Here is a 24577-nt window from a genome sequence, read left to right as displayed (position 1 = left end):
TGGGCCCTCGTGTCGGCCAGTGACCGGCCGTGTCGGGCGGGTTCACCGTCAGCACCGGACGGGCACCACCGCGTTGCTGCCGAGACATTTTTTTCAGCGGTCGCTGCCGCTCGTCGGGTCCGCTCGCAGGGTAGGGTCCTGCGCCTGACGGAGCCGCCCCACTCTGCGAGCCACGAGAGTGGCTTACGACACCGTCGCCGTCGACTACGCCGAGGTCGTGAAGGCTGAATAGGCGGCGAAGCCCTGGACCGGGCTATGCTCGCCGCCTTCGCCGAGCTTGTGCGAGATGGCCACACCGGTTCGGTAGCCGACATCGGTTGCGGACGGCTGCTCGCCGGAGCCGTTATAGACCGCCCGCTGTTCCCTATGGTCTGGCTGACCTGGTCTATAGGGCGGGTTCTCCGACAGGAAGGTGTAGAGGTTGCGGATATCGCCCTGCACCGGCGCCTGCTTCCAGAATGTGAATCCGAGCTTATGGCAGACGTTCTGTGAGGCAAGGTTCTCCGGGGCGATGATGGCCAGCAGCTCGCCCGCATACGTCTGGTGAGCCTTGGCCAGCAGAGCCTCGCTGGCCTCGGTGGCATACCCGAGGCCCCTGCACTCCGGCACTAGCCGGTATCCCCATTCCAGCCAGGTCTTGCCCTCGAAGTCGATGTAGTCGACGCCGGTGTACCCAACGACGCGCCCAGAGGACAGCTCAACCACCGGCTGCTTGCCAAACGAGACGGCCTGGCAGACCGCGACCATGTGATCGAACCGGTCTTGGGCCTCCTCCGTGGTGAGGACACCTGGGTAGAACACCATGAAGTCCTCGTTACAGAAGAGATCGACGAATCGGTTCCGGTCGGCCTCCCGGGGCAGGCGTACCAGCAGGCGCTCGGTTTTAACGGCATCCAGATCCGAACCAGTCACACATCCTCCTGCCGCTCATCTTGCCGCATTCCGCGCGTAGTGGCGCAGAACTCGTTGCCCTCCGGGTCGGCCAGGACATGCCAGAAGACCTCGTCGTCGGGTGTGCGCAACACCGTCGCGCCGGCGGCGACCAGCTCGTCGACCTCTGAACACACGACGTCCCAGTGGATCCGGTTCTTGCCCACCTTCGGCTCGGGGACTGGTACGAAGCAGAGGAAGTCGAACGGCAGCTTCCCGTCACTCTCCAGCGCCGCGTAGTGCTGCTGCGGCTCCCCTTCCCGGGGTATGCCGAAGACGCGACCCCACCAGTCGGCCTGAGCGTGCGGATCGGCGCAGTCGACCACCACCTCGTAGAGGCGCCCCGGCATCGGCGGCCTGCCGTCCCGCGGAAACGCACAGAACTCGCCGCCCTCGGGATCGGCCATGATCCACCAGTTGTCCTCGTCGGTAGGCTCCCGCAGCCCGGCAGCACCGAGGGAACGCAGGCCGTCCACGGAACCGACGTCCACGTCCAGATGGATCCGGTGTTTGACGGACTTCGGCTCCGGTACCGGATCGATCCAGAGCCCGGCACTGTCTCCCTCGGAATCCAGCCTGTATCCGCCATCCGGAAGCAATGCGTGCGGGCGGCCCAGAGCAGCGGACCAGAAACCTGCCAGCAGGCCGGCGTCGGTGGCGTCCATGTGCAGGGCGTGCCAGGTAGCCAGACTCATGGACCCGAGAATAGACCGCGATGCCGACAGGTACGGTGAGGTTTCATCCAGCGCGAAGGGGTCGTCGATGCAGAGATCGCACCACTACCAGGTCACGGTCGAATGGACCGGGAACCGCGGGACAGGTACGTCCGGTTACCGCGACTACGGTCGCGGCCACGATGTCTCAGCGGAAGGAAAGACCGTCACCATTCCCGGATCCGCCGATCGCACCTTCCGTGGCGAGCCGGAGCGGTGGAATCCCGAAGAACTGCTCGTCAGCTCCCTCGCGCAGTGCCACATGCTGGCGTACCTGCACCTGGCGGCGGTGGCGGGCGTGGTCGTCACACACTACGTCGACACGCCGCTCGGCACCATGGTCCTGGAGCGCGACGGTTCCGGCCAGTTCAGCGAAGTACTCCTCCGACCCGCCGTCACGGTCACGGATCCGGCCATGATCGACAAGGCGCAGGAGCTACACGAGGACGCTCACTCCACGTGCTTCATCGCCAGATCGGTGAACTTTCCTGTCCGGCATGCCCCCGAGACTCACGTCACGCCGGATGCCTGATGCTGGGAAACCCACTCTGAACAGTCCTCATTTCACCCAGCACGGCGGATTCGTGGCCGAGATCGGCCTGGAGCCGGCACCGTAGCTTGGGTTTCAGATCGTGTCAGCTCACGGGATGCAACGCGCTCACCGTCGACGGTTCCGAGGGCCGGGGCACGTCGGTCCAGAGCGAGAGCTGGAACCATCCCGGCAGCGCCCGAGCAGCGCCGCGCTGTCCGTCCACGGAGAGCTCACCCGCACGTTGCGCCTGGGACCACGAGCGAGTCCCCATCCAGATGTCGACCAGCGTACGAAGCTTGCAGCTCAGTCGCACGTCTACGCCGAATCCGGGATCGAAATCGCAGACATCCGCCGATGCTCCCGCCGGCGACGAGTCGAGGATCATCCACCAGCGCGCGGCGCTTCCGGCCAGATCGGTGAACTCGATGAGCAGCACGGTCCGGCCCGCGGGAACCCGGCTCGGGTCGATCCTGCGATGCATGTCCCAGAGGAGGAGATGCGGGTCGAGATCCTGTTCACCGAGTTCGCCGACCCATCGGACTCCCCAGCGGCCCACCGTCTCCAGGACGTCCTTCAACTCCTGGCCTGCGGGCGTGGGCGTGTAGTCGATGCCGCCGTCCCGCGAGTGCCGCTCGATCAAGCCGACGCGCTGCAGCTGCCGGAGCCGGGTGGAGAGCAACGCCGGAGACATCTTCGGCACGCCTCGCCGGATCTCGTTGAACCGAGAACTGCCTGACACGATCTCCCGCATCACAAGCATGGTCCAGCGCTGATCCAGGATCTCCATCGCCTTCGCGATCGGGCAGAACTGTCCGTATTCGCCCATCGGCTTCCCCCCCAAGGACGTGAGATGCCTTCGAGGCTAGACCCATGAACCGCCCGGCACCAGTACAGATTTGGTATCGCCCAGGTACAGATCGAGAACTAGCCGGCCGCGGCACCGGTTCGCGAGCCTGGAGGTAGCCGCTCGGACAGCCGGTCCGGGCACCGCTGAAGGGGGCCTTCGATGACCGTCGCCCACCCGGCACCATCCGTTCCCGAACCCAACGCTCTGGGTGCACCACCGATCAAGCAGCAGGCGGGGGTGCTCCTCTCTCACGTGGCCGGATACGCCGGATACCGTGCCATCGCCCTCGGCCTGCGGAGCGGCCTGGTCGCAACGCTGGCCGAGGGACCAGCCACGGCCGACGAGCTGGCGAAGCGTCTCGGCCTGGATCCTTTCTACGTCGCGGTGTGGTGCCGCGGAGCGATCGCGTACGGCATCGGGGTCCGCGCTGCCGGCGACCGGTTCGCCCTGGCGCCGGAGATGAGCACCCTTCTGCTCGACGAGAGCTCTCCCGCCTACGCGGGGGCGCTGTTCGAGATATTCTCCCAGCGCGAGGCGTTCGACCGCTTCGAGCGCGTACTCAGCTCCGGCGAGCGGCTCTGGTGGGACGAGTGCAGCAGCGATTGGATCACCGCGGTGTCCAGGACGGCCATGCCGTTCTACACGCGGCTCGTCCCCGGGGCACTCGATCGGATTCCAGGTGCTGCGCAGAGTCTGGCCGCCGGGACCACCGTCGCCGATCTCGGCTCCGGTCTCGGGCTCGGGCTGGTGCGGCTCGCCCAGCACTACCCTCAGTGTCACGTCGTCGGCATCGACGGCGACCACGTGTCGATCGAGCTGGCCAAAAACCGCGTCAACCAAGCTGGCGTCGCGGATCGCGTGGACTTCTTGCACACACCGCTGGAGGACCTCGACTCGCCCGGAGAGTTCGGCGTCGTCGTCACCAACCTGACCATGCACGAGTGCCGCGACATCGACACCGTCACACAGCGCGTCTGGCAGTCCCTGGAGCCCGGCGGGTGGTTCTGCATTTCCGACTTTCCCTTCCCGGAGAACGACGACGCCTTGCGCACCGCGCCCGGCCGGATCCTGCAGGGCATCCAGTTCTTCGAAGCCCAGATCGACGACCAGCTCCTGCCCCGGTCCGCCTACGACGACCTGCTTACCCGGCACGACTTCACCGAGATCGGCCACCTGGAACTGACGCCGGTCCACGCGGTGACGTACGGCCGTCGCCCAGCTGCCTGAAATCCCGCGACCTCACCCGCGAACGTTGCGTCCTGCATCCCGAGCGCTCGGGGCCACACCGTGCAGGACGCAACGGGGGCGGCCTGCAGGACGTTACGCGGCGCGACGCCGGCTGCGAGCAATCATGTTCGCCACCTGATTCATGAACGCATCGGGTTCAAGCCTGAGACCTATGACCGGTAACCGAAGCACACCGTCGCCATGGATGAACAGCTCGTTCTGCCGCAGCGCATCATTGATGGACGTTGCGGGATCGAGATGCTGCGCCCCTTCAATCTCGACGACGACGCCCCACTGGTCCCAGTAAACGTCCAGATATACCCGCCCACGTGGGCCGCGACGCACCACCTGGCGGGTCGGCTCCGGCAGCCCGCGGGCGCGACACATGCCAGCGAAGTCCAGCTCGCCCATCGACTGCACACCGTCAATGACATCGGCCAGGACCGTCCGCAAGAACCGCCGCCGCCGGTGACGTTTCACGGTGCCGAAGGCATCGGCCAGCGCTACGCCCGTTACGAGCCGCTGCTGAATCGCCATCAACCAGACTAGGGCGGCTTGCCGGTTCGACACTGCCCACAGCGCACCGCGCACCGCCGCCACCTCGGGCCGCACCCGCGGTAGTCCGCTCCCGACTACATCGCCCGGCCTGCGGCGTCGCGTCTCATAGACGCGCACACCTGGAACCTTGTGATATCTGGCACCGCGGGAGACGGACACCTGGATGGCCGGAGAGTTGAATCCTTCTAGGCCCGCCGACTGCAATGCAGTGACCCCGTCGAGTGCAGCATCCCCGCCCACCTCCCACACGGCACGCCACCACAGGGCGGGCGGGCTCAGATCCCCGGTGTGAGTGGCGATGCTCTGTCGCCCGTGTTTCCGCCACCGCCTGGCCAGAAGCTGCGCCTTGACCTGCCATCTGGTCAGACCGAGCGCATAGAGCTGACGCCGTGAGATCACACCATGCTGATCGGCGGCGAGCCTTTCGACGTCTGGGTAGCGCACGGATGTGACTCTGCCGCGCCAGCATCGTCACTTCAACGCAATACGAGGCAGTTGTGGACAAACGAAAGGCAACGTCCTGCAGCCCGAGCGCTCCGGGCCACACCTTGCCGGACGCAGGGGAAGGTCCTGCAGATAGGATCGGCAACGACCTTCCGACGTCATGGCAGGAACACCGGTGAGAGCGCATCAGCGCCCGAACCCGGGGCCGTCCCGCGACTGTGACCGGGGAGCCGGTCCTCGAACAAGGCCACTGGGCAGCACGCCTGGGAAGGCTGAGGACCAGCGTCGATCCGGGAGCCAGGACACTGCCAGGCGTCGTCCGCCGATCCGGGTGCGGGAAACGCCCGAGAGAGGACACCATGGCCGTGCCACGCCTGCTTCTCCTGTCCACCGCCGACACCGACCTGCTGACCGCGATCCGCGCCGATGACCGGTGGGCCGTCGCGAATCCATCGCGCACCTCGGCTGAGCACGTCCCAGCACTTCTCGAGAACGTCGACGTCGCAGTAGTCCGGCTTCTCGGTGGCCGGGAAGCCTGGCCCGACGGGCTGGCAGCGGTACGCGCATCAGGAGTGCCCACGGTGGTCGTCAGCGGCGAGGCCAGCCCGGACGCGCAACTGCACGCACTCTCCACGGTTCCCAGCGGCGTGGCTACCGAGACGCAGCGGTACCTGGTGGCGGGTGGACCGGTCAATCTCGCCCAGCTGGCGGCGTTCCTCTCCGACACGATCCTCCTGACCGGCGAGGGCTTCGAACCCCCGGCGGAGCAGCCTCGCTTCGGCGTGCATGAGGTTCCGCGCCACACCATGGCTGGGCAGCGCATGGAGGGTGCCAGCGACGACGGCCGGGCACTCGCGGCCGGGCCCGTTGTTGGGATCATCTTCTACCGATCGCATGAGCTCTCCGGCAACACCGCTTTCATCGACGTCCTCTGCGAGCAGATCGACGCTGCTGGCGGCATCCCGCTGCCGATCTTCACCGACTCGCTGCGCGGCACCGACCGCGACGAGTACGCCGAGCTGCGAGAGCTCCTCAGCCGGGCCGACGTGCTGATCACCACGGTGCTCGCCAGCGGCGGATTGGTGGCCGGAAAGGCCACCGCCGGTGAGGACGACGACGCGTGGAGCACGGCGCTCTTCGCCGACCTCGGGGTCACCGTGGTGCAGGGCCTGACGCTGACCAGCACCCGCGCTGCCTGGGCCGAGAGTGACGGCGCGATGAACCCGATGGACGCCGCCACCCAGGTGGCGCTTCCCGAGTTCGACGGCCGGATCATCGGCGTGCCGTTCTCGTTCAAGGAGGTCGGTGCGGAGGGCGTTCCTCAGTACGTCGCCGATCCCGAGCGTGCTCGGCGCCTGGCCGGTATCGCGGTGCGCACCGCCCGGCTGGGCCGCACGCCGAACGCCGAGAAGCGGATCGCATTGGTCCTGTCCAGTTACCCCACCAAGCACGCCCGGGTCGGCAACGCCGTCGGCCTGGACACCCCCGCCAGCGCCGTCGAACTGCTGCGCAGGCTCCGGGACGCCGGCTATCACATCGGGGATCTCGAGCTGGACGCGCTCGGCCGCGGTACCGGCGAGGACGGCTCGGGCCAGCCGCCTGGCGACGCGCTAGTGCACCGCCTGATCGCCGCTGGCGGGCACGACGTCGAATGGCTCACCGAGGAGCAGCTCGCCGGCGCCGCAGCGAGCATTCCGGCCTCCACCTACGCCCAGTGGTTCCGCACGCTACCTGCGGCGCTGCGGGAGAGCGTCGTCGGCGCCTGGGGTGAACCGCCCGGCGAGCTCTACGTCGACATGACGGGCGCGGAACCCGCGATCGCCATCGCTGGGCTGGTGTTCGGCAACGTAGTCCTGATGATCCAGCCGCCGCGCGGGTTCGGGGAGAACCCGGTGGCGATCTACCACGACCCGAACCTCGCGCCGTCGCACCACTACGTGGCCGCCTATCGCTGGCTCCAGGAGCCGGCTTCCGCCGGGGGGTTCGGCGCCGACGCCGTAGTCCACCTCGGCAAACACGGCACCCTGGAGTGGCTGCCCGGGAAGGGACTGGGCCTGTCGAACGATTCGGCGCCGGACGCCGTCCTCGGCGACCTGCCGCTGATCTACCCGTTCATCGTCAACGACCCCGGTGAAGGTACGCAGGCCAAACGCCGCGCCCACGCGGTCCTGATCGACCACATGATTCCGCCCATGGCGCGCGCCGACACCTATGGTGACCTGGCCAAACTGGAGCAGCTGCTGGACGAGTACGCCACCGTCGCCGAACTGGACCCGGCCAAGGCGCCCACCGTCCGATCCCAGATCTGGGAGCTGGTCACCCAGGCCGAGCTGCACCGTGACTTGCATACCGAGCAAATGCCTGGCGACGAGGACTTCGACGATTTCGTCCTGCACATCGATGGCTACCTGTGCGAAATCAAGGACGTACAGATCCGTGACGGCCTGCACATCCTGGGCCGTGCACCGGAGGGCGACGAGCTGGTCAACGACGTGCTGGCCGTGCTGCGAGCGCGGCAGGTGTTTGGCGGTGAGACATCGCACCGGGGATTACGCGGCGCGGTCGCGGAGTGGGCCGGCCTGGACGAGCAGGCCTTGCTTGCCGAGCCGGGGGCCGCGGTGGCGCAGACGTCCGGCGTGCGAAGGCTGCTCGACATCGCTAGCGTCCTGCAGGGCGAGCGCCCTGACCCTCAGTCTGCAGGACGCAGCGACACGAGCTCGGCCGCGCCGGAGGTCGCCGCCCGCACCGGGTCCGACCTCGTCGACCTCCTCGAGGACGTGGCCCGCCGGCTGGTCGAGGAGCTCGCCGACCGGGAATGGCGCCCGGACGAGGCGAAGAGCGTCGTCGTGGACGTGCTGGGCTCCGATGTGGACGAGGTCGCTGACGTCTTGCGCTTCGGTGCGGAACAGCTGGTACCGAGATTGGCCCGCACCACAGACGAGCTCGCCAATTCCGTCCACGCGCTCGACGGCCGCTACGTGGCTCCCGGCCCGTCCGGCTCGCCTACCCGAGGCCTGGTCAACGTCCTGCCCACCGGCCGGAACATGTACTCGGTCGACCCCAAGGCGATTCCCTCGCGCAACGCCTGGGACGTCGGCGTCGCACTGGGCGACTCGTTGCTCCGGCGCCACAAGGCGGACACCGGCGCGGTGCCCACATCGGTGGGACTCACCGTCTGGGGAACCGCGGCGATGCGCACCCAGGGCGACGACATCGCCGAGGTGCTCTGGCTGCTGGGCGTTCGGCCGGTCTGGGACGAGGCGTCGCGGCGGGTCACCGGCTTCGAGGTGGTTCCTGCCGGGGAGCTGCTGCTGGACGGCGAGCCGCGGCCCCGGGTGGACGTCACCGTGCGCATCTCTGGGTTCTTCCGCGACGCGTTCCCGCACGTCGTCGGGCTCATCGATGACGCCGTCCGGACCGTCGCGGAACTCGACGAGGACATCTCCGTCAACCACCTGCGTGCCCACGTGAGCGAGGATCTCGCCGACGGCGCCGACCCCCGGCGGGCAACGGCGCGGATCTTCGGCTCCAAGCCCGGTGCCTACGGAGCCGGGCTCCTACCGCTGGTCGACGCCCGGAACTGGCGCACCGACGCCGACCTCGCCGAGGTCTACGCGGTATGGGGCGGTTACGCCTACGGCCGCGGGCTGGACGGCGTCGAGGCGCGGGGCGACATGGAGAAGGCCTACTCCCGGATTCAGGTGGCGGTAAAGAACCAGGACACGCGCGAGCACGACATCGTCGACTCCGACGACTACTTCCAGTACCACGGCGGCATGGTGGCGATGGTCCGGCACCTGACCGGGGAGTCGCCGGCCGCCTACGTGGGCGACTCCGCCGTGACCGAGCACGTCCGGACCCGTTCCCTGTCCGAGGAGACCGCGCGCGTCTTCCGGGCCCGGGTGGTGAACCCGAAATGGATCGCCGCGATGCAGCGGCATGGCTACAAGGGCGCCTTCGAGATGGCGGCCACCGTCGACTACCTGTTCGGCTACGACGCCACCGCCGGAGTGGTCGAGGACTGGATGTACGAGACGCTGACCCGCGAATACGTCAACGACCCCGAGGTGGCCGAGTTCTTCCGGCGGTCCAACCCCTGGGCGCGCAAAGGCATGGCCGAGCGGCTGCTCGAGGCCGCGCAGCGCGGCTTGTGGGCCGAGCCGTCGGCGGAGGCACTGGAAGCGCTCCAGCAGGCCGTGCTCGAAACGGAAGGTGACCTCGAGGACTAGCTGCCCCGATCTTGCGTCCTGCAAGGCGAGTGCCGGAGGCCTCGGCTTGCAGGACGCAAGGGGATCGGGTCAGGTCAGGTCCGACGGGTCGGTATTGGCGCCCGAGAGCACGACGACGACGCGCTCGCCCTCCGCGGGCCGATAGGCGCCCGACGTCAGCGCGGCCAGCGCGGTAGCCGGACCATGCTCAACCACGAGGCGATACCGGTGCCAGAGCAGCCGGCGAGCTTCCACGATGGCGGCGTCCTCCACCAGGACCGAGCCGACGCCGGCGCGGGCGGCCACGGCATAGGCGATCTCACCCAGCTTCGATGCGCCAAGGGAGTCCGCTGCGACCCCGGAGACCTCGACGTCCACCGGTCCACCGGCGCTCAGCGCCGCGTTCAGGGTGGGCGCCGACGACGGTTCCACGCCGACCACACGGGCCCGCCCCTCCACCGCGGCGGCGACCCCGGCCATCAGCCCACCTCCGCCTACCGCCAGCAGCACCGTGTCCACCTCCCCCGCGGTCTGCCCGAGCAGTTCCAACCCGAGCGTGCCCTGGCCCGCACAGATCTCCGGCTGGTCGTAGGCGTGGCAGAACAGCGCACCGGTGTCGCGCACGCGTTCCATAGCCGCCTGGTACGCGTCGGCGTATTTGGTGCCCACCTGCCGCACCTCAGCACCGAGCTCTCGGAGCTTCTTGACCTTCACCGGCGGGGCCGTCTCCGGAACGAAGACCTGCGCTCGGAGATCGTGTGCCGCCGCCGCGTAGGCGACCGCCAGCCCGGCATTGCCTCCAGAGGCCGCGACGACGCCGGCCTCCACCGCGGGATCGCTCGATTCACAAGCCGCCCGGATCCGGTTGAACGCGCCGCGTGCCTTGAACGAGCCGGAATGCTGCAGTTGCTCCAGCTTGAACCACACCCGGCCAGCCGGGGTGGAGGACACGGGGCCCGGGTCGAAGACAGGTGTGTGCCGGATGAATCCATCGATTCGGCTCTCGGCGGCGCGCACGTCGGACAGGTCGATCACGCCCACCATCCTGCCCTAGCGCGGGGCATTGGTGCTCGCACCGTACACCGAAGCACAGATCAGTAGCCTGAGTCCTCTTCGGGCAGGTCCTCGATGGCATTGCCTTCGGCGTCGATCACGTACCAGACGTCGTTGACGCCCTGGCCGTTCAGATCTCCGGGGGTCTCGTCAGCAGCGAAGTAGTAGAGCGGCCAGTCGGCATAGCTCGCCTGAGTGCTGCCGTCGCTGCGCTCGACGGTGCCGAGCAGGTCCGCGTTCACGCCCTCGCCTGCCGTGGCCTCACCTTCCAGTGGGGGCCATGCGTCGAGGCAATCGTCTTCGCAGTTGCTCTGACCGGGCTCGTCGACCGTGAACAGATACAGGGTGCGTCCTTCGCCGTCTACCAGGATCTCACCGAGGTCCGTGTCGGCCAGCTCCACCCGGTTTCCGTCGCCGCCCGCGTCGTCGTCCTCGTCCTCGTCGTTGTCCTCGTCCGTCTCGGTGTCGTCGGTGCCCGCGTCGTTGTCCTCGTCCGTCTCGGTGTCGTCGGTGCCCGCGTCGTTGTCCTCGTCCGTCTCGGTGTCGTCGGTGCCCGCGTCGGTGTCCTCGGTCTCACCGTTGATCGTGGTGTCGGTATCGCCGCCGGTCGTGGCGGCGTCGTCGTCGGACCCGCATGCGGTGAAGACACCCACGGCGAGTGTTCCGGCCAAGGCGGCGAGCACTCGGTTTCGGCGATTCATCCGGACCTCCTGGGGTCGGGGCTTGACCCGCTCCGTGCCGGAGCGGCCGATCGCCGGTTGTACGAGCCGTGCCCCGCATAGGGATTGCACTGATCTCCCGCGCAGCGTCCTGCGGATCGTGGCCCCGAGCGCACACCCTGCAGGACGCAACAGCCGCGCCCGGTACAGTGTTGGCTGCCGTGGTGTTCGGGAATCCGGTGTAGTACCGGAGCGGCCCTCGCCACTGTGATCGGGTAGTCCCCGGCCGTCCCCCTTCCACTGGAAGGGAAGCCACTGGGCAGCACACGCTGCCTGGGAAGGCAGGCCGGACGACGTCACCCCGTCAGCCAGGAGACCGGCCACGGCACGAGATAGCCCGATTCCACGAGGTGATGGAAGGCGGTGCCCATGGCCCGCGTCGTTCGTAATCGGGCCGATGCCTGCCCCGGCACACTCACCACGCATCTGGCGGCCGACGGACCACTCGCCCGCGTCCGGGTGCCCGGCGGGAGGATCACCACTGAACAGCTGGGAGTGCTCGCCCACTGGTCAGAGCAGCTCGGTGACGGCAGCCTGCACCTGACATCGCGAGCCAACGTCCAGCTACGCGGCGTGGCGGATCCGGCGAAGCTCGCGGAGCGGCTCGCCGCCGCGGGCATGCTGCCGTCGCCGGCACACGAACGGGTTCGCAACATTCTGGCGTCGCCGCTGAGCGGCGTGGCCGGCGGGATCATCGACATCCGGCCCATCATTGCGGCTCTCGACGACGCGGTGTGCCGCGAACCGAGACTTGCCGAGCTGTCAGGCCGTTTCCAGTTCGGGCTCGACGACGGTCGCGGCGATCTTCGCCCGGAGGCGCTCGATCTGGGCTGGCGCGCTCTAGGGGAGAACGTCGGTGCACTCCTGGCTGCTGGAGTCGACACCGGCCTGCGGGTTCAGCCGCACCAAGCGGCCAGCGTCATGACCGAGGCCGCGCTTGTGTTCCTTGATTCACGTGAAACCGTGTCCGGCGACGCCTGGCATCTTCACGAGCTCGCCGACGGTCCACGGATGCTCGCCGACACGCTGGCCGCCCGCCTCGGCGGCGCGGTCGCCCGAACGGCACCGACGGCCGCTTTCCCTCAGGGCGCACCGCCGGCCGTCGGCGTGTGGCCGCATGACGCGGAGCCCGCGTGGGCCGCCGTCGCCGGCACAGTTCTGGGGACCCTCACCGCTGAGCAGCTCCGGACGCTGGCCCAACTCGCACCGCGTCCTGTGCTGATCACGCCGTGGCGGTCTGTCATCCTGCCGGGCTTGAGCACCTCGGGCGCACGGTCGGCGCCGGAGGCACTGACCGCGGCGGGACTCGTCGTTGACCCGGCCGACCGCTCTCTCGGGGTGTCGGCGTGCATCGGCCTGCCCGGGTGTGCGTCCTCCGCCTCCGACGTCCGGGCTGACACTCGCCGGCTGATCCCCCTTCTCCCGCCCGGCGCCGCGATCCACGTGTCCGGCTGCGCACGCCGATGCGGACGGCCACGAACGCCGCATGTCGACGTCGTCGCCACCACTGAGGGCTACGCGGTGGACAACGCCGTGGTAGCGGCCGATCACCTGGCGGCTGCCATTGCCGAGGCGGGGAACGCCCGCGCAGATCCGGCGGCGACACCGTCGCCCGGGAAGGAATGACATGCACGAGTACGTCCGCGACGGCGCGGAGATCTACCGGCGGTCGTTCGCCATGATCCGCGCCGAAGCTCGCCTCGACGAGCTCCCGGCCGACATCGCGACGGTGGCGGTCCGGATGATCCACGCCTGCGGCATGGTCGACCTCGTCGACGATCTCGCCTTCTCCGCCGACGTCGTGGAGGCCGGACGGTCGGCGCTGCGGGCCGGGGCGCCGATTCTCACCGACGCGAAGATGATCGCGAGCGGCATCACCCGCCGTCGGCTGCCTGCCCGGAACGAGGTGGTCTGCACGCTCGACGATCCACGTGTCCCTGCCCTGGCCGAGCAGCAGGGCACCACCCGCAGCGCCGCCGCACTCGAGCTCTGGCGGGACCGCCTCCCAGGCTCGGTGGTGGCTATCGGCAACGCGCCGACGGCTCTGTTCCGGCTGTTCGAGCTGCTCGACGAGGGAGTCGCACCGCCGGCCGCCATCATCGGGGTCCCGGTGGGCTTCGTCGGCGCGGTGGAGTCGAAGGAAGAACTGGTGAAGCGCGCTTCCGTCCCGTACCTCACGGTCCACGGCCGGCGCGGCGGCAGCGCTATCGCCACCGCTGCCGTCAACGCTCTAGCGCAGGAGGAAGAATGACGACACCCAAGCCAGGAACGCTCTGGGGCGTCGGCCTGGGCCCCGGCGATCCGGAGCTGGTGACGGTCAAGGCGGCCCGCCTGATCAGCCAGGCCGACGTCGTCGCCTACCACAGTGCCCGGAATCGCCCCAGCATCGCGCGCTCGATCGCGCAGCCCTATCTGCAGGCAGGCCAGATCGAGGAGCAGCTGGTCTATCCGGTCACCACCGAGAGCACCCGGCATCCCGGCGGCTACGACGGCGCCATCGCGGAGTTCTACGAACACGCCGCCAAACGGCTGGCCGAGCACCTCGACGCGGGGCGGGACGTGGCGCTGCTGTGCGCCGGTGACCCGTTCTTCTACGGCTCGTACATGCACATGCACGAACGGCTCAGCGACCGGTACGAGGCCCATGCGATACCCGGCGTGACCTCGATGACGGCAGCGTCGGCGGAGCTGGGCCGTCCGCTGGTCCAGCACGAGGAAGCGCTGACCGTGCTTCCCGGCACCTTGCCCGCGCCCGAACTGGCGATGCGGCTGGCCGAGACCGATGCCGCGGCCATCCTCAAGCTCGGCCGGACGTTCTCCTCCGTGCGGGACGCGCTGGCGGAGGCGGGAAGACTGGACGAAGCCTTCTACGTCGAGCGGGCCACATGGGGCGAACAGCGGGTGGAGCGGCTCGCCGACGTCGACCCGGACAGTGTCCCCTACTTCTCCCTGGCCGTGGTCCCGAGTCCCGCCTACACGTCGAGGATCTCTGGCCGGCAGCGGAGCGGCGACGACGCAGCCGGTGACAGCGCTGAGCGCCCCGCCGGAGAGGTCGTCGTCATCGGGCTCGGCCCGGCAGGCCCCGAGTGGCTGACGCCGGAGGCGGAACGGGAGCTGGCCTCGGCGGAACACATCGTCGGGTACGGACCGTACGTCTCCCGCATCCCGGTACGTCCTGGCCAGCAGCGGCACAGTTCTGGGAACCGGGTCGAGGCGGACCGGGCGGTCCAGGCTCTCGCGCTCGCGGCGGGCGGTGCCCGGGTGGCCGTGGTGTCCTCCGGCGATCCGGGGGTCTTCGCGATGGCTTCCGCCGTCCTCGAGCAGTCGGAGGACACCCGGTGGGAGGGCGTCGCCGTCCGAGTGGTTCCGGGACTGACCGCCGCCCAGGCGGCGGCATCACGCGCCGGCGCGCCGCTCGGCCACGACTACTGTGTGCTGTCCCTGTCGGACCGGCTCAAGCCGTGGGAGATCATCGAGCGCCGGCTCGACGCCGCGGGTGCCGCGGACCTGGTACTGGCGCTGTACAACCCGGCGTCGCGCAGCCGCCGGGAGCAGCTGGAGCTCACCCGCGCCACACTGCTCAGACACCGGACTCCGGAGACGCCGGTGGTCATCGCCAGGGACGTCGGCGGCAACGAGGAATCGATCACCGTGACCACGCTCGCCACGTTCGACGCCGACCAGGTGGACATGCGCTGTCTGCTGATCATCGGCTCATCCCAGACGCGGATAACCGCGCGGCCGGACGGCTCGAACGCAGTCTGGACCCCCCGCAGCTACGGCTGAACTGCGCCTCCTGTCGTCATCAGCGTCACCATCAGGACGTGATATACACTTTTGGTATCTACCATCAGGTCTGGGGTTGATGACGCATGACCAGTTCCGTAGCCGGCTCCACCGCCGTCGCGAAGGTTTTCATGCACGGCCGGAGCCAAGCGGTCCGCCTGCCCAAAGCGTTCCGGGTCGAGACAGACCAGGTGCGTGTCCGTCGAGTAGGGCGCGGCATCTTGCTCGAACCTATGATCACCGACGTCGACGAGTGGTTCGCGGCCCTTGACCGACACGGGGACCGCAAGTTCCTGCCAGACGGACGAGAACAACCCGATATGCCACACGATCCACCCTCGTGGTGACCACGGCTCAGGCATGTCAATCCTGATCGATACGAACATCGCGATCGCGTTGATTCGCGATCGGCCGGCGGCCGTGCGGTCCCACTACCGGAGAGCAGCCGCATCCGGTGACGACGTCTATCTCTCGTCGATCAGCCTGTTCGAGCTGTGGTACGGCGTGTCGAGGAGCCGCGACGTCACAGACAACACCGAGCGTCTCGCGGACTTTCTCTACGGTCCGATCCACATCGCCGAGTTCGATGAGCTCGACGCCGCTCGCGCTGGTCTCATCCGTGCAGAACTCGGCGCAGTGGGAACTCCCATCGGACCTTACGACGTGCTCATCGCAGGTCAGGCGGCACGCAACGAGTACACCTTGATCACTGGCAGCAGCCGCGAATTCGCTCGGGTGGCTGGGCTCACCGTCGACGACTGGACCAAGGAACCCCGCTAGGCCGTGAGCGCCGCGCCGCATGCTTCCACGTGCCCACAGCGCAGCGACCACGAGCTCCACGTGCCCACAGCCAACGACCACGAGCTTCCACACGGCACCCTGGCGACATCGTGCTTCCACGTGCCTTATCCGTGCGACCACGAGCTTCCGCGTGCCCCCACAGCTGAGCGACCAACCCGCATCCACATGGCCGCGAAGCAGGGAGCCGATCGATCACCAGCGGTCGTGGTGGACGGCTTCCGCCAGCGGACGACGACGACGCCAGCCGTGCCGCTCCAGGTCCGGCGCGGTGGCCAGCTCGCTCACCGGGCCGAGGCACAGCCACGCGATCGGCCGGATCCCCTCTGGCAAACCCACCAGAGCCGACAGGAACTCCTCTCGGTAGAAGCTGACCCAGCCCACGCCGAGCCCTTCCGCGGTGGCCGACAGCCAGAGGTTCTGAATGGCCAGGCACACCGAGTACAGTCCGGCGTCGGCGATCGCGTGCCTCCCCAGGACATCCGGTGATCCCCGGGACGGATCGTAGGTGACGACGACGCCGAGGCTCGACTCCAGGATGCCCTCGATCTTGATCTTGGCGAAGGTGCCGCCTCGTTCGCCGCTCAGCGTGCTGGCGAAGACCTCCCGCTCGGCCATGACGTGCTCGCGGAACTCCTTGCGAGTCGCCTCGTCCCGGACCAGGACGAAGTCCCACGGCTGGCTCAATCCCACGCTCGGCGCGGCATGCGCGGCGCCGAGCACGCGGTCGAGCACATCGGCGTCGATCGGCTCGCCGGTGAACTCGCCTCGCACATCGCGGCGCCGCCGCACCACGTCGTAGAAGGCGTCCAGGGCGGGGTCAAGGCTGGGCATGGGTTCTCGTCTCCTGTTGCTCGTCGTGCTCGTTCAGCTCAGTCGCGGCGGGCCGCAGACTCCGCACCCACCGCACGGCGTCGTCGACCGTTTCCACCGTGGGCGCATCCGGACGCGACGGACGGCGCACCACGATCACCGGCACGCCGAGCCGGCGGGCGGCTTCGAGCTTCGCCGCCGTCATGGTTCCTCCGCTGTCCTTGGTCACCAGGAGGTCGATGCGATGAGCACGCATCAGCTCCAGCTCTCCGCCCACCGTGTACGGGCCCCGGTCCAGCAGGACCTCCGCCCGGGGCGGGAGCGGTGGCTCTGGTGGATCCACGCAGCGGATCAGGAACGACGACGTGGTCACCCGGGCGAATGCCGCCAGCCCTTGCCGGCCCGTGGTCAGGAACACTCGCCGGCCGGGGCCCTCCACCATGCGTGCGGCATCTTCGAGGGATTCCGCCCACGTCCACGCCTCGCCGTCGGCCTCTTTCCAGCCGGGCCGCTCCAATCGCAGCAGCGGCACGCCGGCCGCATCCGCCGCCGTCACCGCCGACGCGCTGATCCGCTCGGCGAACGGGTGGGTTGCATCCACCACGCCTGCGACGCGCCCGGACTCCAGCCACGTCGCCAACCCGGCCGCGCCGCCGAATCCGCCGATGCGCACCTCACCCGCAGGCAGCTTCGGTTCACTCACCCGGCCGGCGAGCGACGACACCACACTCATGCCGGAGCCCACCAGCGTGGATGCGAGCGCGCGTGCCTCCGCCGTGCCACCCAGGATCACGATCGGTCCTTGCTCCGGCCCACCATTCACATTCATCCGCCCCTACCTGGGACAATGGCGGGGCCATGACGACGGAGACGACCGGTGCCGGCCTGCGGTACGGCTGGACCACGGGTGCTTGCGCCACAGCGGCCACCACGGCCGCCTACACGGCGCTGCTCACCGGTGAATTTCCCGACCCGGTCGAGGTCGTCCTGCCCAAAGGCAAGCGACCGTCGTTCGCGCTGGCCACGGAACGGCTCCACGCCGACCGGACCCACGCCAGCGCTGGCGTGGTCAAGGATGCCGGCGACGACCCCGACGTCACCCACGGCGCGCTGGTCGTCTCCACCGTGCACACCGGTGCACCCGGGAGCGGCGTCGTCTTCCAGGCCGGTGAGGGAGTCGGCACAGTGACCAAGCCCGGGCTTCCCGTCCCGGTCGGCGAACCGGCGATCAATCCCGTCCCGCGCCGGCTGATCCAGGATGCCGTGAAGCGCGTGGCCGCAGAACACGGCAGCACTGGGGACGTCGTCGTCGAGATCTCCATTCCCCACGGCGAAGAGATGGCCCGGCAGACGTGGAACCCCAGACTGGGGATCGTGGGAGGGCTGTCCGTGCTGGGGACCACCGGCGTGGTGGTGCCGTACTCGTGTTCGGCATGGATCGACAGCATCCGCCGGGGTGTGGACGTGGCCCGTGCCACCGGCATCACGCACGTGGCCGCAGCGACCGGAAGCACCTCTGAGCGGGTTGCACAGGAGATGTACCACCTGCCCGACAGTGCGCTGCTCGACATGGGCGACTTCGCCGGTGCCGTGCTGAAGTATCTGAGGCGGCATCCGATACCGAGACTGACCCTTGCCGGCGGCTTCGCCAAGCTGTCCAAGCTGGCCGCCGGGCACCTCGATCTGCATTCCAAACGGTCGCAGGTCGACTTCCAGCTGCTCGCCGATCTCGTCGACGACGGCAGCCGTCCCGAGCTGGCCGCCCGCATCGCGGAGGCGAACACGGCCATCCATGCCCTGGAAATCGCGCGCCGCGAAGACGTCGACCTGGGGACCTTGATCGCCGCCCGGGCGCTTCAGACCGCCGCTCAGGTTCTGCGCGGGTCCGAGGTAGCCGTCGATGTGGTGGTCGTGGATCGGGCCGGCACGGTGGTCGGCCAGGCCTGAACGACCGCGCACGCCGACACCGTCCCCGGCGTCGAACCAGATCACAGCGACGCGGGCTGCGTGGACCGGTCACGGTCCGAGGAGTACAGGAAACTGTCCGGAAAGCCCTCGGCCGCCAGCACCGGGCCGACGAAGATCACCGCCGCCCGAGTGATACCGGCCGCCCGCACCTGGTCCACGACCTCCGCGAGCGTCGTACGCACCACGTGCTCAGAAGGCTGGCTGGCCTGTGCCACCACCGCCACCGGGCAGTGCGGCCCGTAGTGCGGCAACAACTCCTCCACCACCTGCTCGATCCGGTTGACGGCCAGGTGCAGCGCGAGCGTCGTGCCGGTGGCGGCAAAGTTCGCCAGCTTCTCCCCCGCCGGCATCGAGGTGGAGCGAGCCTGGGCGCGCGTCAGGACCACGCTCTGTCCCACGGTCGGCACCGTCAGCTCCCGTTTCAGCACTGCGGCGGCAGCGGCGAACGCGGGGACACCGGGGACGACGTCGTACGGGACGCCCGCCGCGTCGAGCCGGCGCATCTGTTCCGCCATGACGCTGTAAACCGACGGGTCGCCGGACGTGAGCCGCGCCACGTCGTCGCCGCGGGCATGAGCGGCCACCTGTTCGTCGATGATCTGGTCGAGCGTGAGATCCGCCGTGTCCACCAGCCGGGCTCCGTCGGGGCAGTGTTCCAGCAGTTCGACCGGTGTCAGGCTGCCCGGATAGAGGCAGACCCGGCAGCTGGCGAGGAGGTCGCGGCCCCGCACCGTGATGAGGTCAGCCGCACCCGGCCCGGCTCCGATGAAATAGACGGTCACGTGCTCTCCTTGATCAGGTTCCATTGCGTCAGCGTGCGCGCCGGCTGCCACCCGGTGAAGCCGCCCAGCGGAGACGCACGCTCGACCGAGTGCCGGGTGAGCTCACCGCCGTGTGACTCGTATGCCCGGGCCAGCGCCATCTCGGCCTCGAGTGTGACGGCGTGTGCCACCAGCCGCCCACCCGTCGCCAGTGCAGCCACGCAAGCCGGCAGAACACCCTCTCGGCTCACACCGCCGCCCACGAAGATCGCATCCGGCTTGGTCACGTCCGGCTCCAGTCCGCCGAGGGCGTCCGGCGCTGTGCCCGTCACAACACGCAGATCGGGGACACCGAGACGCTCCGCATTGCGGCCGATCCGAGCCGCGCGCGCCGGATCCGCCTCGATCGCCACGGCGCGATTGGCCGGATGAACGCGCATCCACTCGATCGCCACGCTGCCTGAGCCGGCGCCGACGTCCCACAGCAGCTGGCCGGGCATCGGCGCAAGCCTGCCAAGGGCGCTCGCCCGAAGATCACGCTTGGTGAGCTGGCCGTCGTGGTCAAAGGCGTCGTCGGGAAGGCCCGGCGAGGCCGCGAGCGAACGCGCGCTGGGGTCGAGCCGGCAGTCGATCGCCACCACGTTGAGGGCCGCACCCGGAGGCTCCGCCCAGCGGCCGGCGATTCCGTCCACGCGACGCTCCTCCTTCCCGCCGAGATTCTCCAGGACGATCATCCGGCTCCGGCCGTAGCCGCGCTCCGCGAGCACGACCGCGAGCGCAGTGGGAGTGCCGGCGTCGGAACTGAGCACCAGCAGGCGGCGACCAGGCGCCAATGCCCGGCTGACCCGGTGCACATTGCGGCCAACCACGCTGACCGTCTCACATCGCTCCGCCGCCCATCCGAGCCGCGCCCGGGCGAGCGCCACCGACGAGACGGCCGGGAGAACACGCACCCCGTCGCTCCCGAGGAGATCGACCAGGGTGGTTCCCACGCCGCTGACCAGCGGGTCGCCACTGGCGAGAACCACGACACGCCTACCCCGCAGTCGCTCGAACAGCTCACTCAGGCCGTCCCGGAACGGCTTGGGCCACGAGACCTTCCTCACATCGACGCTCGGGATCATGCCGAGGTGGCGCGCGCCACCGACGACGACGTCCGCCGCGGCGACGACGGAACGCACACGTTCGGGCAGGCCGTCCCACCCATCTGCGCCGATACCGACCACCGTGATCATCTCGCGCCCGGCAGGCGGCGTCTCTCGAACGGGATCGGACGGGCTGCTCACGGCCACACCGTAGCCCGTCCGGCACACTGGTCGACATGGCCCTCGCCCCACGAAACTTCCGCCTTCCCCGCCTGGTAGTCGCCGCGCCCGCTTCCGGTCACGGCAAGACCACCGTGGCCATGGGCCTGATGACGGCACTGCGGGAGCGCGGCGTCGAAGTGTCCGGGCACAAGGTCGGGCCTGACTACATCGACCCGAGCTACCACGCACTGGCCACCGGCCGCGCGCCGCGCAACCTCGACCCGCACCTGCAGGGTGAGGAGCGCATCGTTCCGCTGCTGCTCCATGGCGCGCTCGCCTTCCGGCCGGCCGACATCGCCGTCATCGAGGGCGTGCTGGGGCTGTTCGACGGAGCACTCGGCACAGATGGGTTCGCATCGACGGCGCACGTGGCCCAGCTCACCGGATCGCCGGTGATCCTTGTCGTCGACGCGAGTGCGGCCGGCCGCAGTGTCGCCGCCGTGGTGCACGGATTCGCCACGTTCGATCCGGGGGTCTCCATCGCGGGGGTGATCCTCAACAAGGTCGGCTCGGACCGGCACGAGACCGAGCTGCGCTCCGCCGTCGAGGGCACCGGCGTACCTGTGCTGGGCGCATTGCGCAGGTCGGCTGAGCTTCAGGTTCCCAGCCGGCATCTGGGTCTGGTCCCCGCCGGTGAACGCCGTGCGGCCGCGGACGAGATGCTCGCCCGGCTGCGAAGCTGGATCGCCGACGGCGTGGATCTGGAGGCCGTGGTGCGGGTGGCCGCCGCCGCGCCGCCGGTGACGGGAAAACCCTGGAACCCAGCCGCGGCCCTGGGCGGCAGGTACCGGGAAGGCCCGAGGACGGTGATCGCGGCTGCCGCCGGTCAGGCGTTCACCTTCCGCTACACGGAGAACGTCGAACTGCTGGCCGCCGCGGGGGCAGACGTCGTCGACGTCGATCCGCTCTCCGACGAGGCTCTGCCGGACGAGTGCGCCGGACTGTACTTCGGCGGTGGGTTCCCGGAGGTACATGCGGAAGCGTTGTCCGCCAACGCGGCGTTGCGCACACAGGTAGCCGAAGCAGCCCGGACCATGCCGGTGGTGGCAGAGTGCGCGGGGCTGACCTACCTGTGCCGCCAGCTCGACGGCCTGGCTATGACCGGGGTGCTGGACGCCACCGCGGCCATGACCGAGCGGCGCATCCTCGGCTATCGCACCGCGACCGCCGCCGGCGACCACGTCCTCGCACACAGCGGTGAACAGGTCACCGGGCACGAGTTCCACCGCACCGAGGTGACGCCGCGGCACGGTGAGGTCCCCGCGTGGGAGATGGACGCGGGCGCCGAGGGATTCGCCGGCCCGGGTCTGCTCGCGTCTTACCTGCACATACACTGGGCCGGCCATCCCCACATGGCGCAGCGTTTCGCCGACGCCGCCCGCCGCTCGCCCGCGCCGCAACGTCCTGCATTCTGAGGCTCAGAATGCTCGCCTTGCAGGACGCAACGCGGAGGCGCCCGACCGCACCCGGTACAGTGTTGGCTGCCGTGGTGTTCGGGAATCCGGTGTAGTACCGGAGCGGCCCTCGCCACTGTGATCGGGTAGTCCCCGGCCGTCCCCCTTCCACTGGAAGGGAAGCCACTGGGCAGCACACGCTGCCTGGGAAGGCAGGCCGGACGACGTCACCCCGTCAGCCAGGAGACCGGCCACGGCACGAGATAGCCCGATTCCACGAGGTGATGGAAGGCGGTCCTTCAATGGCCGTATCTGCACGTGCCGATGCCCGATCCGGGCGAATCCGTGCCTTACCTTTACTCGTCAGTGCCGCGCTCGCCGTCGCCGGCTGCGGATCAGACGGAGACCCGGCAGCCGGCGCCGTCAGGGCGGCAGGCGACAGCTCAGATACGAGCGCCGACGACGCGGCTCAGGCGAGCGCCGAGTGGCCGGTGACAGTCGAGAACTGTGGCACGCAGCTCACGTTCGACGCTCCCCCGGAACGCGTGGTGACGCTGAACCGGCCCGCGACCGAAATCCTGCTCGCACTCGGACTGCGGGACCGCATCACGGCCGTTGCCGGCGCACCCGATGAGTCCGCGGACCCCTCGGTGACGGACGACTTCCACGCGCTCGACGTCCTGGTCGAGAAGGACTATCCCAGCGCTGAGGCGCTGCTGAACACCGAGCCCGACTTTCTCTACTCCGCGTATCCGAGTGCTTTTCGCGACACCGGAATCGGCAGCCGGGAGACGTTCCACGAGTTGGGAATCCCGACGTTCCTCTCCCATGGCCGCTGCGAGAACCGCGACGAGAGCCAGCCGTTGACGATCGAGGAGATCTGGTCCGAGATCGAGCAGATGGGTGAGGTCTTCGGCGTCCAGGACCGGGCTGCCGAGTTCGTCGAGGGCCAGCGTGAACAGCTGGCACAGACCCTCGCGTCGCTGGAGAACCTGCCCCCGATGTCGGTGTTCTGGTGGGATATGAAGACCGACACCCCCTTCGTCGGTGGATGCTGCGGCGCGCCCGGGATGATCATCGATGCCGTCGGCTTCGAGAACGCCTTCGCCGACCTGCCCGGTCATTGGGCGGACGCCAGCTGGGAACAGGTGGTGGAAAGGGATCCGGACCTGATCGTCATCGCGGACTTCGGTGACGGCGATCTCGACACAAAGCTGGACTTCATCAACTCGGACCCCACGCTGAGCCAGCTACGGGCCGTGCGCGAGGGCGCGATCGTGCCGCTGCCCTTCCACAGCACCGTTCCAGGGATCCAGACGGTCACCACCGTTGGCGTGCTCGCCGACGCGGCCCGCGAACTGGCTGACGAATGACGGTCGGGTCGCCCGACGCTGTACTCGATCCGGCGGCGAAACCTGTGGGAACGTCCAGCATCGGATCGGTGGCCTCCGACGCGCCGGCGGGTCGGCACGTTGTCCGCACCGTCGGGATCATCGTCGCCGCGGTGGCGCTGCTCGTGGGATCAGTCCTGGTCGCAGTCACGATCGGACAGGCGGACATCTCGGTCCGGGAAGTGTGGACAGTGGTCAGCGACCGCTTGGGACTGTCCTTCCTGCAGGTCGATGTGATCGGACTCGGGGGGCAGCCCCCCAGCCCCATCCGTGCCGATGTGATCTGGGAGATGCGCTTCCCGCGGGCACTCGGCGCCGTGGTGGTGGGTGCCGGGCTGGCCGTCGTCGGCGCGATCATGCAGACCCTGACCCGCAATCCGATGGCTGACCCGTATCTGCTCGGCATCTCGTCCGGCGCCTCGCTCGGCGCGGTCCTGGTGATCGTCGCCGGGCTCGGCTCCGGCCTGTTCGGCGTCTCGGCCGGTGCGTTCGCCGGGGCCCTGATCGCGTTCGTTCTGGTGCTCACCATCGGCCAGCGTTCCGGGACGCTGACACCGGTCCGGATGATCCTCGCCGGGGTGGCCATCGGGCAGCTTTGCGGCGCCGTCACCTCGTTCGTGATCCTCTGGGTGGCGGACCCGCACGCCACCCAGGACGCGCAGTTCTGGTTGTCCGGGTCGCTGGCGGCGTCCCGATGGTCGTCCATGCGCATCGCCGCCGTCGTTCTCGTCGTCGCGCTGCTTCTGTGGCTGTGGAACGCCCGCGCCCTCAACGCGTTTACGTTCGGCGACGACGCGGCCGCCTCGCTGGGCGTCGACGTCAACCGGATCCGGTGGACGTTGCTCATTGCATGCGCGCTGCTCACCGGCGTGCTCGTGGCGGTCAGCGGCGCTATCGGCTTCGTCGGGCTGCTCCTTCCCCATGCGGTGCGGTTCCTGGTCGGGCCGGACCACCGCCTCGTCCTGCCCCTTTCCACCGTTCTGGGCGGGGTGTTTCTCTTGTGGGTCGACACGGTGGCACGCACGGCGTTCGAACCTCGTGAACTCCCGGTCGGCGTGGTCACCGCGATCATCGGGGTGCCGGCCTTCATCTGGATTCTGCGTAAGCGGCAGGTGAGAGCGTGATTAC

The 24577-nt window shown here is 69.0% G+C and carries 22 protein-coding genes and 3 riboswitches; of the genes, 11 read left to right on the top strand and 11 right to left on the bottom strand.

Annotated elements, in window-relative coordinates:
- Positions 1-204: 204 nt before the first annotated feature.
- Together G1H11_RS09555 and G1H11_RS09550 are read right to left on the bottom strand one after the other, a co-directional pair.
- Positions 205-912 carry a GNAT family N-acetyltransferase gene (locus tag G1H11_RS09555; RefSeq protein ID WP_163818319.1) on the bottom strand — a complete coding sequence of 236 codons (708 nt, stop codon included), beginning with the start codon at positions 910-912 and terminating at the stop codon, positions 205-207.
- A complete protein-coding gene (locus G1H11_RS09550; protein WP_163818318.1) occupies positions 909-1625 on the bottom strand; it encodes a VOC family protein in 717 nt (238 codons plus the stop codon). Before G1H11_RS09550 ends, G1H11_RS09555 begins: the two co-directional genes overlap by 4 nt.
- 67 nt (positions 1626-1692) lie before the next feature.
- Here G1H11_RS09550 and G1H11_RS09545 point away from each other — a divergent pair, with 67 nt between their 5' ends.
- Positions 1693-2175, top strand: coding sequence for an OsmC family protein (locus tag G1H11_RS09545; protein WP_163818317.1), 483 nt, complete (start codon positions 1693-1695; stop codon positions 2173-2175).
- Positions 2176-2278: 103 nt separating this feature from the next.
- Here G1H11_RS09545 and G1H11_RS09540 read toward each other — a convergent pair whose 3' ends face one another.
- The gene (locus G1H11_RS09540; protein ID WP_163818316.1) at positions 2279-3001 is read right to left on the bottom strand and encodes a winged helix-turn-helix transcriptional regulator; all 723 of its coding nucleotides are present in this window, start codon (positions 2999-3001) and stop codon (positions 2279-2281) included.
- Between the two features lie 180 nt (positions 3002-3181).
- Between G1H11_RS09540 and G1H11_RS09535 the strand changes: the two genes are divergently transcribed.
- Positions 3182-4249: a class I SAM-dependent methyltransferase gene (locus G1H11_RS09535; RefSeq protein WP_163818315.1), complete on the top strand. Its 1068-nt coding sequence runs from the start codon at positions 3182-3184 to the stop codon at positions 4247-4249.
- Between the two features lie 93 nt (positions 4250-4342).
- Here G1H11_RS09535 and G1H11_RS25195 read toward each other — a convergent pair whose 3' ends face one another.
- Positions 4343-4786: a PDDEXK family nuclease gene (locus tag G1H11_RS25195; protein WP_216843608.1), complete on the bottom strand. Its 444-nt coding sequence runs from the start codon at positions 4784-4786 to the stop codon at positions 4343-4345.
- Positions 4787-5415: 629 nt separating this feature from the next.
- Positions 5416-5559: riboswitch (cobalamin riboswitch) on the top strand.
- Between the two features lie 51 nt (positions 5560-5610).
- On the opposite strand from G1H11_RS25195, the gene cobN reads away from it, so the two are divergent.
- Positions 5611-9480: a cobaltochelatase subunit CobN gene (cobN, locus tag G1H11_RS09525; RefSeq protein WP_163818313.1), complete on the top strand. Its 3870-nt coding sequence runs from the start codon at positions 5611-5613 to the stop codon at positions 9478-9480.
- A 69-nt stretch (positions 9481-9549) separates the two neighbouring features.
- On the opposite strand, the gene G1H11_RS09520 is transcribed toward cobN, so the two are convergent.
- Both G1H11_RS09520 and G1H11_RS09515 read right to left on the bottom strand, forming a co-directional pair.
- Positions 9550-10494, bottom strand: a complete 945-nt coding sequence (locus G1H11_RS09520) for a threonine/serine dehydratase (RefSeq protein ID WP_343074839.1) — start codon at positions 10492-10494, stop codon at positions 9550-9552.
- Between the two features lie 59 nt (positions 10495-10553).
- On the bottom strand, positions 10554-11213 hold the full coding sequence (locus tag G1H11_RS09515) for a COG4315 family predicted lipoprotein (RefSeq protein WP_163818311.1): 660 nt from the start codon (positions 11211-11213) through the stop codon (positions 10554-10556).
- Between the two features lie 163 nt (positions 11214-11376).
- A riboswitch (cobalamin riboswitch) is annotated at positions 11377-11570 on the top strand.
- A 30-nt stretch (positions 11571-11600) separates the two neighbouring features.
- Between G1H11_RS09515 and cobG the strand changes: the two genes are divergently transcribed.
- From cobG to G1H11_RS09500, 3 genes are read left to right on the top strand one after another with little or no spacing between them, the layout of a single operon-like run.
- A complete protein-coding gene (gene cobG / locus G1H11_RS09510) occupies positions 11601-12857 on the top strand; it encodes a precorrin-3B synthase (RefSeq protein WP_163818310.1) in 1257 nt (418 codons plus the stop codon).
- Between the two features lies 1 nt (position 12858).
- Positions 12859-13482, top strand: a complete 624-nt coding sequence (locus G1H11_RS09505) for a precorrin-8X methylmutase (protein WP_163818309.1) — start codon at positions 12859-12861, stop codon at positions 13480-13482.
- Positions 13479-15017, top strand: coding sequence for a precorrin-2 C(20)-methyltransferase (locus tag G1H11_RS09500; protein WP_163818308.1), 1539 nt, complete (start codon positions 13479-13481; stop codon positions 15015-15017). Before G1H11_RS09505 ends, G1H11_RS09500 begins: the two co-directional genes overlap by 4 nt.
- On the opposite strand, the gene G1H11_RS25705 is transcribed toward G1H11_RS09500, so the two are convergent.
- Positions 15008-15379: a hypothetical protein gene (locus tag G1H11_RS25705; protein ID WP_246211155.1), complete on the bottom strand. Its 372-nt coding sequence runs from the start codon at positions 15377-15379 to the stop codon at positions 15008-15010. The two genes, G1H11_RS09500 and G1H11_RS25705, sit on opposite strands and share 10 nt — an antisense overlap.
- Here G1H11_RS25705 and G1H11_RS09490 point away from each other — a divergent pair.
- The gene (locus G1H11_RS09490; RefSeq protein ID WP_163818306.1) at positions 15378-15797 is read left to right on the top strand and encodes a PIN domain-containing protein; all 420 of its coding nucleotides are present in this window, start codon (positions 15378-15380) and stop codon (positions 15795-15797) included. The genes G1H11_RS25705 and G1H11_RS09490 overlap by 2 nt on opposite strands.
- A 213-nt stretch (positions 15798-16010) precedes the next feature.
- On the opposite strand, the gene bluB is transcribed toward G1H11_RS09490, so the two are convergent.
- Positions 16011-16649, bottom strand: a complete 639-nt coding sequence (gene bluB / locus G1H11_RS09485; protein WP_163818305.1) for a 5,6-dimethylbenzimidazole synthase — start codon at positions 16647-16649, stop codon at positions 16011-16013.
- Complete coding sequence (locus tag G1H11_RS09480) at positions 16636-17457, bottom strand: cobalt-precorrin-6A reductase (RefSeq protein WP_174257512.1); 822 nt, start codon at positions 17455-17457, stop codon at positions 16636-16638. The genes bluB and G1H11_RS09480 overlap by 14 nt, the downstream gene beginning before the upstream one ends.
- Before the next feature lie 29 nt (positions 17458-17486).
- On the opposite strand from G1H11_RS09480, the gene G1H11_RS09475 reads away from it, so the two are divergent.
- Positions 17487-18575 carry a cobalt-precorrin-5B (C(1))-methyltransferase gene (locus tag G1H11_RS09475; RefSeq protein ID WP_163818304.1) on the top strand — a complete coding sequence of 363 codons (1089 nt, stop codon included), beginning with the start codon at positions 17487-17489 and terminating at the stop codon, positions 18573-18575.
- A gap of 41 nt (positions 18576-18616) precedes the next feature.
- Here G1H11_RS09475 and cobM read toward each other — a convergent pair whose 3' ends face one another.
- Together cobM and cbiE are read right to left on the bottom strand one after the other, a co-directional pair.
- The gene (gene cobM, locus G1H11_RS09470; RefSeq protein WP_163818303.1) at positions 18617-19378 is read right to left on the bottom strand and encodes a precorrin-4 C(11)-methyltransferase; all 762 of its coding nucleotides are present in this window, start codon (positions 19376-19378) and stop codon (positions 18617-18619) included.
- A complete protein-coding gene (gene cbiE, locus G1H11_RS09465) occupies positions 19375-20592 on the bottom strand; it encodes a precorrin-6y C5,15-methyltransferase (decarboxylating) subunit CbiE (RefSeq protein WP_163818453.1) in 1218 nt (405 codons plus the stop codon). The genes cobM and cbiE overlap by 4 nt, the downstream gene beginning before the upstream one ends.
- 86 nt (positions 20593-20678) lie before the next feature.
- On the opposite strand from cbiE, the gene G1H11_RS09460 reads away from it, so the two are divergent.
- From G1H11_RS09460 to G1H11_RS09450, 3 genes are all read left to right on the top strand, one after another.
- On the top strand, positions 20679-22079 hold the full coding sequence (locus G1H11_RS09460; protein WP_163818302.1) for a cobyrinic acid a,c-diamide synthase CobB: 1401 nt from the start codon (positions 20679-20681) through the stop codon (positions 22077-22079).
- A gap of 55 nt (positions 22080-22134) precedes the next feature.
- A riboswitch (cobalamin riboswitch) is annotated at positions 22135-22328 on the top strand.
- Between the two features lie 32 nt (positions 22329-22360).
- Positions 22361-23431, top strand: a complete 1071-nt coding sequence (locus tag G1H11_RS09455) for an ABC transporter substrate-binding protein (protein ID WP_163818301.1) — start codon at positions 22361-22363, stop codon at positions 23429-23431.
- The gene (locus G1H11_RS09450) at positions 23428-24573 is read left to right on the top strand and encodes a FecCD family ABC transporter permease (RefSeq protein ID WP_163818300.1); all 1146 of its coding nucleotides are present in this window, start codon (positions 23428-23430) and stop codon (positions 24571-24573) included. Before G1H11_RS09455 ends, G1H11_RS09450 begins: the two co-directional genes overlap by 4 nt.
- Positions 24574-24577: the final 4 nt, after the last annotated feature.

This window comes from Phytoactinopolyspora alkaliphila, from assembly GCF_010550695.1.
GTDB lineage: Bacteria > Actinomycetota > Actinomycetes > Jiangellales > Jiangellaceae > Phytoactinopolyspora > Phytoactinopolyspora alkaliphila.
The sequence above is the reverse complement of the archived record's forward strand: the minus strand, read 5'-3'. Positions and strand labels throughout refer to the sequence as shown.

Coding starts and splice junctions, on each gene's coding strand:
- G1H11_RS09475 (WP_163818304.1), top strand. CDS start 17,487: ATGACGACGGAGACGACCGGTGCCGGCCTGCGGTACGGCTGGACCACG.
- G1H11_RS09450 (WP_163818300.1), top strand. CDS start 23,428: ATGACGGTCGGGTCGCCCGACGCTGTACTCGATCCGGCGGCGAAACCT.
- G1H11_RS09490 (WP_163818306.1), top strand. CDS start 15,378: ATGTCAATCCTGATCGATACGAACATCGCGATCGCGTTGATTCGCGAT.
- G1H11_RS09455 (WP_163818301.1), top strand. CDS start 22,361: ATGGCCGTATCTGCACGTGCCGATGCCCGATCCGGGCGAATCCGTGCC.
- G1H11_RS25195 (WP_216843608.1), bottom strand. CDS start 4,786: ATGGCGATTCAGCAGCGGCTCGTAACGGGCGTAGCGCTGGCCGATGCC.
- cobN (WP_163818313.1), top strand. CDS start 5,611: ATGGCCGTGCCACGCCTGCTTCTCCTGTCCACCGCCGACACCGACCTG.
- G1H11_RS09515 (WP_163818311.1), bottom strand. CDS start 11,213: ATGAATCGCCGAAACCGAGTGCTCGCCGCCTTGGCCGGAACACTCGCC.
- cbiE (WP_163818453.1), bottom strand. CDS start 20,592: ATGATCACGGTGGTCGGTATCGGCGCAGATGGGTGGGACGGCCTGCCC.
- cobG (WP_163818310.1), top strand. CDS start 11,601: ATGGCCCGCGTCGTTCGTAATCGGGCCGATGCCTGCCCCGGCACACTC.
- G1H11_RS09540 (WP_163818316.1), bottom strand. CDS start 3,001: ATGGGCGAATACGGACAGTTCTGCCCGATCGCGAAGGCGATGGAGATC.
- G1H11_RS09535 (WP_163818315.1), top strand. CDS start 3,182: ATGACCGTCGCCCACCCGGCACCATCCGTTCCCGAACCCAACGCTCTG.
- G1H11_RS09480 (WP_174257512.1), bottom strand. CDS start 17,457: ATGAATGTGAATGGTGGGCCGGAGCAAGGACCGATCGTGATCCTGGGT.
- G1H11_RS09500 (WP_163818308.1), top strand. CDS start 13,479: ATGACGACACCCAAGCCAGGAACGCTCTGGGGCGTCGGCCTGGGCCCC.
- G1H11_RS09550 (WP_163818318.1), bottom strand. CDS start 1,625: ATGAGTCTGGCTACCTGGCACGCCCTGCACATGGACGCCACCGACGCC.
- G1H11_RS09505 (WP_163818309.1), top strand. CDS start 12,859: ATGCACGAGTACGTCCGCGACGGCGCGGAGATCTACCGGCGGTCGTTC.
- G1H11_RS25705 (WP_246211155.1), bottom strand. CDS start 15,379: ATGCCTGAGCCGTGGTCACCACGAGGGTGGATCGTGTGGCATATCGGG.
- G1H11_RS09460 (WP_163818302.1), top strand. CDS start 20,679: ATGGCCCTCGCCCCACGAAACTTCCGCCTTCCCCGCCTGGTAGTCGCC.
- G1H11_RS09545 (WP_163818317.1), top strand. CDS start 1,693: ATGCAGAGATCGCACCACTACCAGGTCACGGTCGAATGGACCGGGAAC.
- bluB (WP_163818305.1), bottom strand. CDS start 16,649: ATGCCCAGCCTTGACCCCGCCCTGGACGCCTTCTACGACGTGGTGCGG.